A 15,073-nucleotide genomic window follows, 5' to 3' on the forward strand; every position below is an offset into this window, starting at 1 on the left:
GTGCGCCTCTGGGACACTTCGGCTTCCCTCGGCGAGATACGGCATGCCGTCAAAAGCAGACCCATATACGGAAGATGGGGCTCCGCAGCGTGCTCATGCAGTTGTGTCAATTGTTCGGCTGTTGCCAGACCCGGCATGCTGCCCCCATGCCACTGAAGACGATCCCTCCGCTCTCCCGCCGTACGCTGCTGCGCGCACTGGGTTCCGGCGCGGTGCTCGGCGGACTCGCCGGGTGTGGCGTCCCGGCCGCGTATGTACGCCCCGGCGACCGCGCCGCCGTCGACCTTTCCTCCACCGATCACCGGCTGAACTGGGCGAATTGGCCGCTGTACATCGATACCGATGACGAGCGTCCCTCGCGGCGGCCCACTCTTGAAGCCTTCGAGAAGCGCACGGGCGTCTCAGTCGAGTACGTCGAGGAGATCAACGACAACGACGAGTTCTTCGGCAAGATCAGTCCGGCGCTGATGAACCATCAGCCCACCGGTCGCGATCTGATCGTCATCAGTGACTGGATGAGCGCGCGGTTCGTGCGGCTCGGCTGGGTGCAGGAGATGGACCGGGCCCGGCAGCCGAACGTGACCCGGTACCTCGACCCGCAGTTGCGGTCGCCCGCGTTCGACCCCGGCCGCAAGTACACGGTGCCGTGGCAGTCGGGCATCACCGGCATCGCGTACAACCGGCGCAGGGCCGGCCGGGAGATACGGCAGGTGTCGGATCTGTGGGCGGGCGACCTGAAGGGCCGGGTCACACTGCTGTCCGGTCTGGACGAAGCGTTCGCCCTGCTGATGCAGGGCAACGGCGTCGACATCACCCGGTGGACGGCCGACGACTTCCACACCGTCTGTGACCAGGTGGAGAGGCAGGTGAAGGCGGGACAGATCCGGCGCTTCACGGGCAACGACTACATCAAGGACCTGTCCAGTGGTGACGTACTGGCATGCCAGGCGTACTCGGGAGATGTGATCCAGCTCCAGGCCGACGACCCGGACATCGCATTCGTCGTCCCCGAAGAAGGCGCCGAGCTGTGGGCCGAGTCGCTGATGATTCCCAACCTCGCCCGTCACAAAGCGAACGCGGAGCGGCTCATCGACTACTACTACGATCCCGCCGTCGCCGCCGAGCTGGCCGCGTGGGTCAACTACGTCTGCCCGGTGCCCGCAGCCCGGGACGTACTGGCCTCCGCCAAGGACGAGGAGAGCGCCGCCCTCGCCGAGAACCCGTTGATCTTCCCTGACAAGGAGATGCGCGGCCGGCTCGCCGTCGCGCGGGACGTCGACTCGGCTGAACGCGTGGAGTTCAGCAAGCGGTGGAATCAGATCGCGGGATTGTGAGTGCCGCCGCGGGCGGGACCGGGTGAGGTGCCCGGTCCTGATGACCGGTGCGCGAGGCGTGGTCGTCCTGACGCTGCTGCCCCGAAGCCGGCGATGTGCGGGGTGAAGGCGGGCCGGAGCTGATCGGTTCCCAGCGTCCGCGGACCGCGTCGGAATCCTCGCGACCGTCAGTGACGGCCCGGCGGTACCGGGTCCTGGTGGGCGCGGTGCCGGGCCGGGCCGGGGCGGCAGCGCAGCAGGCGTGCCAGGATCAGCCGGCCGCCGCGGAGGGCGCCGTGGTGGTGGAGGGCCTGTACGGCGTACGTGGAGCAGCTCGGGGTGTACGGGCAGCACGGCGGCCGGGTCGGGCTGACCGCGACGCGGTAGTGCCGCACGAACCGGTACATCGCGGCGGCCAACCGGCCACGCGGCGGGGGCGCGGCCGGGTCGGCGCCGTGACCGGCGGTGAGCGAGGGGCGTAGCAGCGTGAGCCACAGGGCCGCCGCCTGGGACCACGCGCCCCCGCAACAGCACGGGTGCGTCAGCGTGTCGAGGGTGGCCGCGCAGCAGCCCTCCTTCTCGCTGTCCTCGTTCCTCCTGCGGCCGCGCTGACCGTTCCGCGCCACTGCCCACCCCGCTTCTTCGCAACGGGGAAGATCATACGAAGTAGCGGCCTCGAGACGCGCTGGGCCCCTTCACCGTGCGGCCGGACATCCCTGGAGGCCGGTGCGGTGTGCTCCTCCACGTTCACCGACCAGCCGACCGTGTCACTGGCCGCTGCCCCGTGGAGGAAGAGACGTGCCGGGCCTCAACGGCCTTCAGCCGAGGTCGAAGGCGTTCGGCAGGCCGAGGAGGTAGCGGGTGCGGTCGTGGCGTCTGAGGGGTTCCAGTTCGGGGGCTCGGTACAGGGGGGTCACGGTGCAGCGTTGTGCGGTGGATCCGCATCGGTCCAGCAGGGCGTTGACGGCTTGTCTGGCCGACGAGTTGGCGCCCTCCATGGTGGCGAGGTCGATGGGTACCGCCACGTAGTCGCCGGCGAGGAAGAGGTTGGGGATCTTCGTGGCCGATTGCGGGCGGTGGTGGAAGGTACCCACCGGGTGGATGAGCAGTTGCTCGTCGTTGACGGGATGGGGCGTGCCGAGGCCGTCGACAGCGGGGTCGAGGAACCAGGAGTGCAGCACGGAGTCCTTCAGGACCGTACGGCCGCTGTCGTTGAGCGACGCCTTCAGCTGTGCCCACACCTCGCGTGCGACTTCGGTACGGGTGCACTGCTTGGCGGTCTTGCCGTACAGGATGCCCGGCCGGTCCCACTCGGAGACGTCCACGGACAGGCAGTCCGCGACCGTACCGTCGCCGTAGTCGGCCGGGAAGTCGCGGCCGGGCCAGTGCTGGGCTTGGGCGATCGCGGTCAGCGACCACGGGGAGTCGATGAGGTCGAGGTGGCCGTGCACGATCGGCACGCGTTCGGTCAGGTAGAACTGAATGCCCGTCATCCAGTCCGTTTCCAAGCGGTCACACTCGGCCAGCTGGGGGTCGGCCGCGCGGACGGCGGAGTTCCATGTGCGGCGAGCGTGCTCGACGGGCATCGCCGAGATGTAGTGGTCGGCGGTGACGATTTGGCGCACGCCTGAGCGGTCCTCCACCACGGCGCCGGCGATCACACCTGCTTCCAGGGTCAGGTCCCGTACGGTCCAGCCGACGCGGAACTCGACCCCGAGTGACTTCAGGTACGTCACCCAGGGGTCGATCCACGCCTCGTTGGTGGGTGCGTTGAGGATCCGGTCCAGTGGTCCGTCCGCGCCCCGTCCGAGGACGTTGAAGGCGAAGGCCTCCAGCAGGGTGCCGACCGTACGAGTGCTGGCCTCCTCCGCCTTGGTGGCCACGATGTTGCGGGTGATGCCGACTGCGAGGACCCGCTGGTAGTCGTAGGACATCCGTCCGGCCCGCACGAAGTCCCACCAGGGCGTCCGCTCCCATTCCCCGTCGCGGCGCTGGTCGCAGCTGGTGAGAAAGACCAGGAAGCGGTTGGCGAAGTAGAGGGCCTCGTGGAGGGGGAGGTTAAAGGTCGTGTCCAGAACGGCGGTGAAGGCGCGGCGGATTTCGTCGGGGGTGAGTTCGGCCGGGGTGTTGTCGGGCCAGGGCAGCGGAATCCGGATGTCCTCACGGCCGCCCGACCTGGCGAACAGCATCTCCTTCGGGGCGACGAGGTTGTCGTGCACGCCGCCCGGGTTGCCGGGGAACGGGATGCGCCGCATCGTGTCGGGCAGGTTGTGGTAGATGCCGGGGATGAAGCGGAAGCCGTGCTCGCCCGGCAGGGGGCGCCGGCCGCCCGTGTCACTGTCCGGTACGTCCATGCTGCGGGCCTTGCCGCCGAGTGACTTGCGTTCGTAGACCGTGACCCGGAAGCCGCGCTCGGCGAGTTCGTGGGCGGCCGTGAGCCCGGCGACGCCGCCGCCCAGGACCGCCACGGTCTGCGGTGCGGAGGCGTTCTGGGCCGATGCCCCTTGCGGGGTTCCGAGGGCCACCCCGCCGCCGGCGGCTGCGGCAGTGCCCAGGAACTCTCTGCGCGTGGTGCCACTCATCGCCACCCCTTACCGTTGGTAACGTCGGGCGCACGAGGATATGGGCGAGGCACCCATCCCGGAAGGCAGCCGACGCAACTTGGCCTGATGGCACGTCACTGGCGCGGTCGCGGCGCACGTCCCTTCCCCGTATGTCATTTCCGCGCCGCTCTCAGACCGCGCGCGACCTCACTCACCGCCGAGTTGACGCCGCCATGAGTTCACGTCCTGATCGACGGTGCTCTTGGGCACGGGGTGCGGTCACTTGCCGCCTCGAGTGCGGCAGCGCCAGAGTCGTCCCGATCTCCGGCAGCGGAGGACGGCGGCATGCGGGGATGTCACGCCTGAAACGGCATTCCGGCACCGGCGCTAGGGCAGGGCCTGTTCTGCCCAGATCACCTTGCCTTGCGGGGTGTACCGGGTGCCCCAGCGCTCAGCCATCTGCGACACCAGGAACAGGCCCCGGCCACCCTCGTCCGTCGTCGCGGCGTAGCGCAGATGGGGTGAGGTGCTGCTGCCGTCGGCGACCTCGCAGATCAGCGCGCGGTCGCGGATCAGCCGTACGTGGATCGGCCCGGAGCCGTAGCGGATGGCGTTGGTGATGAGCTCGCTCAGGATCAGCTCCAGGGTGAAGCCGAGTTCCGACAGGTCCCATGCTTCGAGCTTCCGGGACACGGCGTCGCGCATCCCCGCGACGGCGGCAGGGTCCGGGGGGACGTCCCAGTCGGCGACCCGGTCGGGCGGCAGTTGCCGCGTGCGGGCGACGAGGAGCGCGACGTCGTCCTTGGGACGGCCCGGAAGCACCCTGTCCAGCACGTCCTGGCAGGTCTCCTCGGGTGGTCTGCCGGGGTTACCGGTGAGCGCCTCGCGCAGCAGCTCCATTCCGACGTCCAGGTCGCGCCTGCGGTCCTCGATGAGGCCGTCGGTGTACAGGACGAGCTGGGTTCCCTCGGCGAGGCACAGCTCCGCGGTCCGGAACGGCATGCCGCCCAGGCCCAGCGGTGGACCGGCGGGCACGTCCGGGAAGGTGACGGTTCCGTCGGGCCTGACCAGCGCGGGCGCCAGATGCCCCGCCCGCGCCATGACGTAGCGGCGCGTCACGGGGTCGTAGATTCCGTACAGGCAGGTGGCGCCCACGACGCCCGCCGCGCTCTCCGCCGTCTCGCTCTGGTCGATGCTTCCGACCAGGTCGTCCAGGTGGCTCAGCAGTTCGTCGGGGGGCAGGTCGAGGGCGGAGAAGTTGTGCACCGCGGTACGCAGCCGTCCCATCGTGGCGGCGGCGTGGAGGCCGTGGCCGACCACATCGCCCACGGCCAGTGCCACCCGGCTGCCCGGCATGGGAATCACGTCGAACCAGTCCCCGCCCACGCCCGACTGGGCGGGAAGGTAGCGGTAGGCGATGTCGAGGGCGTTCTGCTCAGGAATGGCCTGCGGCAGCAGGCTGCGCTGGAGGGTGACCGCCAGGGCGTGCTCGCGGGTGTAGCGGCGGGCATTGTCGATGCTTATCGCGGCACGGGCCACCAATTCCTCCGCCAGCGACACGTCCTCCTCGTTGAAGGGTTCATGCTGCTGCGTGCGCCAGAAGCTGGCCATGCCCAGCACGACGCCACGGGCCTGGATGGGCGCCGTGATGAGGGAGTGGATGCCGTGGTCGATGATCGCCTTGGCCCGCTCCGGGTCCTGCACGCGCCAGCCCGTGGCGCTCGGCAGATCGCTCACCAGCTGGGAGCGGCCGCTGCCGTAACCGCGGGCCTGCGGCGTGGAGGGAAGGTAGTCGAAAAGCCTGCCCTGCTCGGTGAGCGGGTGGTTGTCCACGATGCCGGACACGGCCGCACGTCGCATGTCCGTCCCCGTGGGGGCCGGCTCCTCGCCGTGCAGGACGGCGTCGGCCAGGTCCACGGTGACGAAGTCCGCGAAGCGAGGAATGGGGACTCTCGCCAGTTCGTCGGCGGTACGCAGCACGTCCAGGGTGGTACCGATGTGGAGTCCGGCGTCGTACAGGAGCCTGAGCCGCTCCCGCGCCACCTCCGCCCTGCCCGTCACCGCCTGCAGCTCGGTGGAGTCGCGCAGTGTCACCACCGTCTCTCTGGGACCTCCCGCGCGCCCCGTGGGCCGCTGGTTGACCGCGATCAGCCGTTCTCCCGCGAGGTGCACCTCGTCGGTCGCCTCGCGCCCGGAGGCGAGCAGCGCCTTCATATCGGGATCGAGGCCCGGCAGGTCCAAGACCAGCCGCCCCTCGACGTCCGGGGGCAGCTCCAGCAGTCGTCTCGCTTCATCGTTCGCCAGCATCAGCCGCCCGTCGGCGGCCACGATCAGCACCCCTTCCCGAACGGAGTGGAGCACTGTGTCGTGGTGCTCGTACATCAGGGTCATCTCGTCCGGGGCGAGGCTGTGTGTCTGCCGTCGCAACCGCCGGCCCACCAGTGCCGTCACGCCGGCCGACAACGCGAGCGCTCCGGCCCCCGCGCCCAGGATGATCGGTAGTTGCTGGTTCAACTGGCTTTCGACGTTCTCGACCTTCATCCCGGCCGAGACGAGGGCCACCACCTCGCTGCCGGCGTCCTCGACCGGGACGGTGGCCTGCACCTCGCGACCGAGCGGGCCGTCGACGCTCTCCACGTAGACCCTGCCTGCCAGCGACGGCCCGATCTCGCCCACGAACCGCTTTCCGATCCGGTCCGGCAGGGGATGCGTGTATCGGATGCCCGTGGTGTCCATGACCACAATGAAGTCGACGTCGGCGGCCCGGCGTGCCGCCTCGGTGAGCGGCTGGAGAATCCTGCTGGGATCGGGGGTCCGCAATGCCGCCAGGACACCCGGTGAGTGCGCGAAGGTCTCCGCCACGGCCGTGGAGCGGCGCCTGGCCTCGGCGCTGCTGTCACGCTCCGACTGCAGGATGAGAGCGAAGACGCCACAGGCTACGAGCAGCACGACCAGAGCCACCTGGAAAACCAACACCTGCCCGGCTACAGTCCGCGTGCTCTTGCTGATCAGACGCTTGACCGACAGGTGTCGAAGACGGGCGAAAAGACTCGCCATGCGACCTTTCTAACACCGGTGATCCCGAGGGGCCAGGGCACGCCCTGCCCCTGTCCGGTCGGCCTCGGGTGTCGACGCCGCAGTGCGCCGCGGCGCCTCGCCCCTCTTCGGAACGTGGCCGTCCGGCGCACATTCGCGTGTGCGTGTGATCACCCCAGGCCCTGTGACCGATTAGACCGATAAGATACTTTTGTGATCATGTCTGCATGGCCGTGGCGCCGTCGCCCCGCCTACAGCGGCCGATGGGAAGCTGCCCGGCTGGCGCCCTTGGTCCTGACCGTTCTCATCGCCGTCCTGGCGTTCTCCACCCCGAGGGAGATCGCCTTCAGCCGCCTTCTGCCCGTCGCGCCCGCCCTTGCGGCCGCCATGTGGCCCGTGCTCCCCACGATGGTGCTGGGGGCGTTCTGCCTCCTGCTCATGATCGTCCTCAGCTTCTTCCACACCGATCTGGGGACGCCGTACACGTCGGCCGCGATCATCGCGGTCACCTTGGCGGCCGCATACGGCAGCCATGTACGACTTCAGCGGGAAGAGACGCTCTTCCAGGTCCGGCTGGTCGCCGACGCGGCCCAGAAGGTGCTGCTGCGCCCACTGCCGCGCCGCATCGAAGGCGTCGAGATCGAGTCGCTGTATCTGGCAGCGCAGGAACAAGCGCGGATCGGCGGTGACTTCTACGAGGCGATCGGTACACCGTACGGTGTCCGGCTGCTCATAGGCGACGTACGGGGCAAGGGTCTGTCCGCAGTGGGGGCGGCCTCGGCGGTGATCAGCTGCTTCAGGGAGGCCGCCTACGACGAGCCCGACCTGCAAGGGATCGTCCACCGCCTGGAGACCACCGTCACGCGCCACAGCGCCGCCTTTCCCGTCCAGGACCAGCCCGAGCACTTCGCCACCGCGCTCCTCGCAGAGATCCCGCACGGCGGCGGCCGCCTGCGCCTTCTCAACTGCGGGCACCCGCCGCCGCTGATCGCGCATGCGGGAGAAGTCCGGGTCCTGGAGCCCACCATCCCCTCCCCGCCCCTCAACCTCGCATCGATCATCGGTGACCGCTACTGGGTCGACATCGTCGCCTTCGCCCCGGGCGAGCAGCTGCTGCTCTACACGGACGGCGTATCGGAGACCCGGGACCAGGCGGGCCGGTTCTTCCCGTTGCCGGACTGGATGCGGCGTCAGGACCCGAAGCATCCCCGCGAGCTGCTGGACCAGCTGCATCGGGATCTGCTCCGGCACAGCGGCGGAAGACTCGACGACGACATCGCGGCCCTCGCGCTGAGACGCACCACCGCGCAGGATCGGGGAGTCGTCGATGCCGGGGGCTGAATCGTCGTGTCGGCGACCGATGGATGGTGAACCCGCCGCCCCGGCAGACGACGGGTGGCCACTCGCCCGACGGCCCCGGGCAAGGTTCATCGGTGGGGCCTGGGTACCCGGCCCGTGTCCAGCCACATCCCTTTGTCACCTGGAGGTGACAGGAATGGCCACTTCACCCCGGTCGTCCATGGAGACGCACCCCGACATCCTCGAGATGCGGACCCGCCACGAGATGGCCGAACGTGCTGCCACCACGCCTCGAGCGCAGGCCGTCGAAACCCTGGCCTTCATCACCGGCATCTACCTGGCGGCGTCGCCGTGGATCGTGGGGTTCGACAACCTCACCAGGCTGGCCGTCACCAACGTGATCGTCGGCATCGCGTACGCGCTCTTGATGAGCGGCGGCTTCGGCCGGGCCTACGAGCGCACCCACAGCATGGCGTGGGCGGCCTGCGCCCTCAGTGTGTGGACCATCGTCGCCCCCTGGGTGATCGCAGGCGACGTCAGCACCACACGGAGCGTCGTCAACAACATCATCGTGGGTGCCATCGCCCTGGTGCTGGCCCTGGCAGCCAGCGCCGCCGCCGCCCGCTCAGAACGCTCGCCCCGGTCGACCGCGGGCGACCGCGGGATGTCCGGTCCCGGTGGAATGACCTGAGAGGACCCCAGTGGCAGACCGAGTTGGCCGGCGCGCCTCAGGCGTCGGCCAACAGGTCGCTCTCCTGCACAGCCGGCAGGGACAGCGTCTTGTAGCCGACCTGTTCGAACAGCACAACGACGCGGTCTTCTTCCACCCGCATGACCGTCCCCTCACCCCACTCGGGGTGGCGGACCCTGTCATTGGGCTCGTACGGCGCGCGGTGCCCGGGCGCGTTGCCGTTTTCCCGGTGCCCGGCCCCGATGGTCCGGTCAGGGTCCCGGTCGCACACGTCGCAGTGACCACACGGCCCGTCGAGCTGCTCACCAAAGTACCCCAGGAGGTACTGCCGACGGCAGGACGGCGTCTCCGCGTAGCCCCGCATCATCTCGATACGGGACCGGTCCGTGCGGCGCCGCCGCTCGAACACCTCTTCCGCCCGCTCGGTCGCCTCGTCCGCCGTGTGGCCGGGAGTGACCCGGACGGCGCGGCGCCTGCCCTCGACGGTCACTGCTCCGGCCTCTTCCAGCAGGCCCAGCAGATCGGTGGTCTTCCGACGCGACAGTCCGGACAGCTGCGCCACGCGGCTGCGGCCTTGGGGGGCGTCCTGGCAGGCCAGGGTGGTCATGATCAGGCGCAAGCCCTGGGTGTCGAGGGCCCGGGCGGTGAGGAACTTCTGCAGTCCAAGGTCCTCGGGACGGTAGAACAGCACCGCGCGGGCCGGATCTCCGTCCCGGCCGGCCCGCCCGATCTCCTGATAGTAGGAGTCCAGTGACTTCGGGACGGAGGCGTGGGCGACGAACCGGATGTCGGGTTTGTCGATGCCCATCCCGAAAGCGGACGTGGCCACCACCACGGCGGGCGCGCCGGCCATGAAGCCGTCGTGGATCCGGCTCCGGTCCGCCGCCTTCATCCCCGCGTGGTATGCCTCGGCGTCCACGCCGTCCTGCCGCAGTCGCACCGCGTAGGTGTCGGCGTCCTTACGGGTGGCCGTGTAGAGGACGCCCGGGGTGCCTGCTCCGGCCATCCACCGCGAGACCGCCTCGCGTTTGGCCGCGTCGTCGGTGAAGGTGCGCACGGAAAGCCGGATGTTGGGCCGGTCGGTGCCGGCTGCCACCACATGGGCGTCACGCATGTGCAGGTGCTCGACGATGTCGGCCCGGACCGGGGCGGCGGCCGTCGCTGTCAGGGCGAGCACCGGCGGGCGGCCCAGGCGTTCGGCCACCTCGCCCAGGCTCAGGTAGTCGGGGCGGAAGTCGTGTCCCCACGTGGAGACGCAGTGGGCCTCGTCGACGACGAACAACGAGGGCTTCAGCTCATGCAGCCGCGTCACCACATCGTCCTTGGAGAGCTGCTCCGGTGACAGGAACAGGTACTCGGCATCGCCCTCCCGGACCGCCCGCCAGCCCCTGTCGGTGGCCGACACGGACTGCGCGGAGTTCACCGCCACGGCATCCGGTGCCCCGCTCTCGCGCAGTCCGGTGACCTGGTCCCGCTGCAGGGCGATCAGTGGCGACACGACGACGGCGGGTCCGCCGAGCACAACGGTCGGTATCTGGTAGATCGCCGACTTGCCGGAACCGGTGGGCATGACGACCAGCACGTCACGCCCCGCGAGCAGCTCACACATCGCCTCCGTCTGCTCGCGGCCCAGGTCGCTCCAGCAAAAGCGTTCACGGGCGACGCGGCGCAGCTCCGCGATCCGGTCGCGCCTGCCTGCCTCCCGGTCTTCGGGGCTTTCCGCGTGGCGAGTCATGGCGTCCCCGGCCGGCCCGCAGCCCGCTCATGTGGTGCGCGACGTCCATGGGCAGCGGCTGCCGCTCTCACTTCCACGGGCACGAAGCCTCCTTCCGGGCGTTGAGACCTTCTGGCGAGCCAGACCCGGGTACCCCCGGGGGCTGCCAGGATGCGGAGTTCCCTGCCGTTCGGCCCCGTGCGGTCGCGATCACCCTTCGCCGGGGACAGCCTGGACGGAGTCCGGTCCAGCCGATGATCCGGGCCGCCGCACTTCGGTACGAACCCCGGGAGGACCCCTTGACCGGCGCCATGCCCCACCTGGACGAAACGGGCGAGAACGACGACGTCGTGACCCTGCTGACGCAGCAGCACAACCACATCCGTGATCTCTTCGCCGAGGTCGAGAACGCCACTTCCGACGACCGGGCGGAGACGTTCCGCAGACTCGTCCGCCTGCTGGCGGTCCACGAGACCGCCGAGGAAGAGGTGGTCCACCCCGCGGCCCGCCGGCTCTTGCCCGACGGCGCGCAGGTGGTCGACGACCGTCTGGAGGAGGAGAGGGCGGCGAAGGAGAAGCTGAGCCGACTCGACGACATGAGCCCCGAGGACGCCGGGTTCATGCCCGCCTTGCGGGAACTGCGCGCGGACGTGCTGCAGCATGCGGCATCCGAGGAACAGTACGAGTTCCCCCGCATCCGCGAGAATGCCGACGCGCAGCAGCTCGCCAGGATGGCCACAGCTGTCCGGGCTGCCGAGGCCATGGCGCCCACCCGCCCGCATCCAGGAGTCGAGACCGCGGCGGAGAACATCGCCGTCGGGCCCATGGCAGCCCTGGTCGACCGGACCCGCGACGCCGTCCGCAAGGCGATGGGCAAGGACAGCACCTGATCCGCTCCCACCGGTCCGCTACGGACGACAGTGTCACCCGACACCGGCGCCGCGAGAGCAGTCGGTTCCGCGAAGTTGCGGGCAGAAGAGCGAGCGCGGCGAAGTGCGGGCAGAAGAGCGAGCGCGGCCGGGCCGGAACGCTTCGCCCGCGGCGCACCGCTTTGTCTCTCAGGGGCGGCTCGGCCCCTCGGGACGGCTCGGCCGCCGCAGCGCGGCCGGCCATGGAATCGACCTCGGCTCCCTGGGTACCCCGCATCCGAACCCGACACGTACGAGCTGCTTTCGGAGAGTCATGACGCAGAGGATCGAGAACGGGAAGGGCAATCGGTTCTGCAAGGCATGCGGCACGCCCGCCGAAGACGGGAAGCTGTGCAGCCACTGCGGGGCGGTTCTGGACTTTCCCGATGCGGAGGGGCTGATCGAAGACGAAGGTGCGGCAGTGCGCCGGGACTTCGAGGGACGCGCTGGGCAGCAAGAACAAGAGTGACTGGAGCTGCAACGAACCCGGCCTGTCGAGAGCGGTACGGCCGCACTCCCCGGGCACCACTGACGTACCGTCAGCCGACCGCTCGCCGCCGCGTCCGACGTCTGCGTCACAATCCGACAGGGAGCGACGCGGGACTTGTTCAGTCGGCTTGCGCGTCCCCGCCCCCGTCGTCGCTCCTGTTTCGCTGCACGGCGGTGAGTGCGCCGAGCACTGTACCGACGGCCACGATCGCAAGTCCGCGCAGCCAGACCTGTGCCTCGATCTGCGCGGCGAGCACGACGCAAGACACGATGCCCAGTACCGGCAAAGCGGTTGGCGAGCGGAAGTGGTCGGCTTCGCCCGGGTCTCGGCGAAGTACCAGCACCGCCGTGTTGACCATGAGGAACACGATCAGCAGCAACAGGATCAGGGTGGATGCCAGGGTGGCGACGCTGCCGGTGAGTGCCAGCAGCATCGCCGGCACCGTGGTGACCGCGATCGAGGCCCAGGGTGTACGACGGCCCGGCAGCACCCTGGTCAGTGCGGCGGGCAGCAGCCCGTCCTTCGCCATACCGTAGGCCAGGCGTGAGGACATGATGCCCGTGAGCAGTGCGCCGTTGGCCACGGCGACGAGTGCGATCGCACTGAACAGGCGCGTGGGCACGCCACCTGCCTCCTCCACGACCTCCAGCAATGGCCCGCTCGACCCGGCCAGCCGGGCGGTCGGCACCGCTGCGGACGCGGCGATGCCCACCAGCACGTACACGGCCCCGGCAGTGGCGAGGGCGCCGAACAGTGCGCGCGGGTAGGACCGCCGCGGGTCGCGGGTCTCCTCGGCCACGTTCACCGAGGTCTCGAACCTTACGGGCTCCCGAGCGCGGCGGCGATGGTCAGCGCGGCGGCTCGTACTCGCAAGTGAAGTCGCATGAAAATTTCCTCCATGCAGGTCCTGACCCCTGGCGAGACCTGGACGGGTGCACGAGTCACGAAGTCCCGGCCGTCTGCAGAATCAGCCGGAGAGGCCTCGGCACTTGGTGATCGAACGACACGCCCCGCAGACCCTGCTCGGTGCGAGCGACCTACTTCTTGTGACGGCGGCTGACCTCAGCCCGCCGTGACACTGGTGACGGAACAGTGACGAAGCGCCCCACAACTATCGGTGAGGAGCCCGGGTCTCATGATGCGTGGACGGCACGACCCGCCGTCTGCGACGCATTCACTGAGACCACAACCGGGGGAACACCATGAAGTCGACGCGCCGCAAGGCAGCAACCGCCGCTGTCCTGACCGTTCTCGCCCTGGGCGGAACACTCGCCGCCACCGCACCGGCCTCGGCTGCCACGCCCACTCACTACAACGGCGCCTGTGGCACCGGATACGACGTCATCCGGGCTACGCCGATCCACTCCTCGCAGTCCACCATCCCCGCCACCACGTTCGTGACCTACAACAGCGACGCCGGCAAGGTCTGCGCGGTCACCGTGCGCACCAACCCCGGCCCCCGCGTCTTCATGGAGGTCACACTGGACACCTGGCCCTACAGCAGCGGTCAGGCCAAGGAGTCCGGCTCCTACACCAGCTACGCGGGCCCGGTCTACAAGGACGTCCCCGACGATGGGCAGTGCCTGACGTGGAGCGGCTCGATCGACATCTACTTCAACTCGGACAACGGCAACTGCACCTGACCGGACGCCTCCGAGTCGCACAACCCGTCGACCGGCAGGCTTCCTTCGCGGTCAACGACGGCACCCGCGGAGAGGAGTGTCGCTGCGGCCAGGCCGCCCCAGAGGGCGGCCGGGCCGCGGAAGGCGAGCGTGGTGATGACCACCGGGGAAACGACGAGGCCGAAGCCCGTGGGAAGTTCGAAGCGAGCCAGTGCCCCGCCCCAGGACATGGGCCGGGGCAAGTGCGGTGATTCCTGATGCCGCGCGGCAATCTGGGCGGGCGCCGGCACCGGCGCCTGCCCGGTGCGCGGCCACAGCAACGTCCAGGGCGACCGCACCATGCTCAATCAAGGCGATGCGCGAGGACCGCGTCAAGGTCTTCCTCGCCCTGGCAGGCAACGTCGTCCGCGCCGCTCCCGACAGCGAGATCACCGAGGAGGCGATGCGCTCGTGCCGGCTGACCGCCCATAGCTCCACCGAGCTCAACCGCTCGCACACCGTCCGCGGCGACCCCGCGCTGATCATGCCGACCCTCGGGCGCACCGAGCGTGACGTCCGGGCCGACAGCGAGCAGTTCGTCACCGTCGAGAACTCCATGAGCGAGGTGCACACCTCCCAGGGCCGCCTTGAACCGGCCTCCCGGCTGCTGCGCAGCGAAGTCGCCATCCTGTGCCGGCTCGCTCGCCGCACCGTGGACGGCAAGGCGGACATCCCCTGGGACAGGTTCGAGGGCGACTACGGCACCATCCGCGATCGCATCTCCCGCATCGTGCCGGGCTTCCACGACTTCAACGCACGGGTGACCCGCCCCGGGGGGCTTCCAACTGCCCAACTCGGTCAACGAGGGTGTCTTCAACAACCAGGTCGGCAAGGCCCTGTTCACCTGCGACGAGCGCGTGGTCCCCCGGCGATCGAGGGACACCTGCTGCTGCAGACGCTGCGCTCGCACGACGGTTCCGAGCGCCGGGCCGAGAACTTCGAGGTCGTGTCCTACCCGGCGGCCAAGGGCTCGGCCGCCGCCTGCTACCCGGAGACGAACGTCCTGGTGCCGCTGGACAGCGTCGCCGACATCAGCAACCAGCCCACGTCGAAGGGCATCGTCGTGCGCTTCGAGCCCACCCTCGATCAGGGAGCATGACGCGCCGGTCAACCGAGGTCGGTGGCTCCGGTCAGCAGGAACTGCTGCAGGACGACGAGCTGCTCCCGCACGAGGATGAGCTGCTCCCACAGGAGGACGAACTGCTGCCACAGGACGACGAGCTGCTCCCGCATGATGAGGAACTACCGCTGGAGCAGCCACTCGAAGTGCCTTCGCCGGTGCCTGCCTCCCACCAGGACGAGTGGTCGCCTGGGCTGTAGGCGTCATGCGGCGTCGTCGCGCCGTGCGTTCCGGTGCCGGTCGGCCACGCTCCAAGGCCTGGCCCGGCGCTCGACCCGTGCGCGGTTGCCCGCACGCC

Annotated in this window: 11 protein-coding genes and 3 pseudogenes; 7 read left to right on the forward strand and 7 right to left on the reverse strand. The window is 69.5% G+C overall.

Annotated elements, in window-relative coordinates:
* The first annotated feature begins 146 nt into the window (after positions 1 to 146).
* Positions 147 to 1,334 (forward strand): extracellular solute-binding protein, encoded by a 1,188-nt coding sequence (locus tag ACFY5B_RS22095; RefSeq protein ID WP_389971713.1) that lies wholly within the window; start codon positions 147 to 149, stop codon positions 1,332 to 1,334.
* A gap of 167 nt (positions 1,335 to 1,501) precedes the next feature.
* Here the strand turns inward: ACFY5B_RS22095 and yidD are convergent, their stop codons facing one another.
* The 3 genes from yidD to ACFY5B_RS22110 form a co-directional block, all read right to left on the reverse strand.
* Positions 1,502 to 1,939 carry a membrane protein insertion efficiency factor YidD gene (gene yidD / locus ACFY5B_RS22100; protein WP_389971715.1) on the reverse strand — a complete coding sequence of 146 codons (438 nt, stop codon included), beginning with the start codon at positions 1,937 to 1,939 and terminating at the stop codon, positions 1,502 to 1,504.
* Positions 1,940 to 2,131: 192 nt separating this feature from the next.
* Positions 2,132 to 3,895, reverse strand: coding sequence for an FAD-dependent oxidoreductase (locus tag ACFY5B_RS22105; RefSeq protein WP_389971717.1), 1,764 nt, complete (start codon positions 3,893 to 3,895; stop codon positions 2,132 to 2,134).
* 348 nt (positions 3,896 to 4,243) lie between these two features.
* A complete protein-coding gene (locus tag ACFY5B_RS22110) occupies positions 4,244 to 6,913 on the reverse strand; it encodes a SpoIIE family protein phosphatase (protein WP_389971719.1) in 2,670 nt (889 codons plus the stop codon).
* A 198-nt stretch (positions 6,914 to 7,111) separates the two neighbouring features.
* Here ACFY5B_RS22110 and ACFY5B_RS22115 point away from each other — a divergent pair, with 198 nt between their 5' ends.
* Together ACFY5B_RS22115 and ACFY5B_RS22120 are read left to right on the forward strand one after the other, a co-directional pair.
* Positions 7,112 to 8,233 (forward strand): PP2C family protein-serine/threonine phosphatase, encoded by a 1,122-nt coding sequence (locus ACFY5B_RS22115; protein ID WP_389971721.1) that lies wholly within the window; start codon positions 7,112 to 7,114, stop codon positions 8,231 to 8,233.
* A gap of 154 nt (positions 8,234 to 8,387) precedes the next feature.
* Positions 8,388 to 8,882 (forward strand): SPW repeat protein, encoded by a 495-nt coding sequence (locus ACFY5B_RS22120; RefSeq protein ID WP_389971723.1) that lies wholly within the window; start codon positions 8,388 to 8,390, stop codon positions 8,880 to 8,882.
* A gap of 37 nt (positions 8,883 to 8,919) precedes the next feature.
* On the opposite strand, the gene ACFY5B_RS22125 is transcribed toward ACFY5B_RS22120, so the two are convergent.
* On the reverse strand, positions 8,920 to 10,617 hold the full coding sequence (locus ACFY5B_RS22125; protein ID WP_389971725.1) for a RecQ family ATP-dependent DNA helicase: 1,698 nt from the start codon (positions 10,615 to 10,617) through the stop codon (positions 8,920 to 8,922).
* A 290-nt stretch (positions 10,618 to 10,907) separates the two neighbouring features.
* Here ACFY5B_RS22125 and ACFY5B_RS22130 point away from each other — a divergent pair, with 290 nt between their 5' ends.
* Both ACFY5B_RS22130 and ACFY5B_RS22135 read left to right on the forward strand, forming a co-directional pair.
* Positions 10,908 to 11,486, forward strand: a complete 579-nt coding sequence (locus ACFY5B_RS22130; RefSeq protein WP_389972191.1) for a hemerythrin domain-containing protein — start codon at positions 10,908 to 10,910, stop codon at positions 11,484 to 11,486.
* Positions 11,487 to 11,778: 292 nt separating this feature from the next.
* Positions 11,779 to 11,973, forward strand: coding sequence for a hypothetical protein (locus tag ACFY5B_RS22135; protein WP_389971727.1), 195 nt, complete (start codon positions 11,779 to 11,781; stop codon positions 11,971 to 11,973).
* A 139-nt stretch (positions 11,974 to 12,112) separates the two neighbouring features.
* Here ACFY5B_RS22135 and ACFY5B_RS22140 read toward each other — a convergent pair.
* Positions 12,113 to 12,817: pseudogene (locus tag ACFY5B_RS22140) on the reverse strand (APC family permease); the annotation flags it as partial.
* Positions 12,818 to 13,196: 379 nt separating this feature from the next.
* Here ACFY5B_RS22140 and ACFY5B_RS22145 point away from each other — a divergent pair.
* Entirely contained in the window at positions 13,197 to 13,637 is a 441-nt protein-coding gene (locus tag ACFY5B_RS22145; protein WP_389971729.1) for a hypothetical protein, read from the forward strand.
* Here ACFY5B_RS22145 and ACFY5B_RS22150 read toward each other — a convergent pair.
* Positions 13,604 to 13,880, reverse strand: a pseudogene (locus ACFY5B_RS22150) (MFS transporter); the annotation flags it as partial. The gene ACFY5B_RS22145 and the pseudogene ACFY5B_RS22150 sit on opposite strands and share 34 nt — an antisense overlap.
* Here ACFY5B_RS22150 and ACFY5B_RS22155 point away from each other — a divergent pair.
* Positions 13,868 to 14,754, forward strand: a pseudogene (locus ACFY5B_RS22155) (hypothetical protein); the annotation flags it as partial. The pseudogenes ACFY5B_RS22150 and ACFY5B_RS22155 overlap by 13 nt on opposite strands.
* 8 nt (positions 14,755 to 14,762) lie before the next feature.
* Here ACFY5B_RS22155 and ACFY5B_RS22160 read toward each other — a convergent pair.
* Positions 14,763 to 14,888: a hypothetical protein gene (locus tag ACFY5B_RS22160; RefSeq protein ID WP_389971731.1), complete on the reverse strand. Its 126-nt coding sequence runs from the start codon at positions 14,886 to 14,888 to the stop codon at positions 14,763 to 14,765.
* Between the last annotated feature and the right edge of the window lie 185 nt (positions 14,889 to 15,073).

The sequence above is a fragment of the Streptomyces sp. NPDC013187 genome, from assembly GCF_042899705.1.
Classification (GTDB): Bacteria; Actinomycetota; Actinomycetes; order Streptomycetales; family Streptomycetaceae; genus Streptomyces; species Streptomyces hawaiiensis_A.

Bases quoted from the DNA above. Each gene is read 5' to 3' on its own strand.
- ACFY5B_RS22095 (WP_389971713.1), top strand. From the start codon at position 147: ATGCCACTGAAGACGATCCCTCCGCTCTCCCGCCGTACGCTGCTGCGC.
- ACFY5B_RS22105 (WP_389971717.1), bottom strand. From the start codon at position 3,895: ATGAGTGGCACCACGCGCAGAGAGTTCCTGGGCACTGCCGCAGCCGCC.
- ACFY5B_RS22110 (WP_389971719.1), bottom strand. From the start codon at position 6,913: ATGGCGAGTCTTTTCGCCCGTCTTCGACACCTGTCGGTCAAGCGTCTG.
- ACFY5B_RS22115 (WP_389971721.1), top strand. From the start codon at position 7,112: ATGTCTGCATGGCCGTGGCGCCGTCGCCCCGCCTACAGCGGCCGATGG.
- ACFY5B_RS22120 (WP_389971723.1), top strand. From the start codon at position 8,388: ATGGCCACTTCACCCCGGTCGTCCATGGAGACGCACCCCGACATCCTC.
- ACFY5B_RS22125 (WP_389971725.1), bottom strand. From the start codon at position 10,617: ATGACTCGCCACGCGGAAAGCCCCGAAGACCGGGAGGCAGGCAGGCGC.
- ACFY5B_RS22130 (WP_389972191.1), top strand. From the start codon at position 10,908: ATGCCCCACCTGGACGAAACGGGCGAGAACGACGACGTCGTGACCCTG.
- ACFY5B_RS22135 (WP_389971727.1), top strand. From the start codon at position 11,779: ATGACGCAGAGGATCGAGAACGGGAAGGGCAATCGGTTCTGCAAGGCA.
- ACFY5B_RS22145 (WP_389971729.1), top strand. From the start codon at position 13,197: ATGAAGTCGACGCGCCGCAAGGCAGCAACCGCCGCTGTCCTGACCGTT.
- ACFY5B_RS22160 (WP_389971731.1), bottom strand. From the start codon at position 14,888: ATGCGGGAGCAGCTCGTCGTCCTGTGGCAGCAGTTCGTCCTCCTGTGG.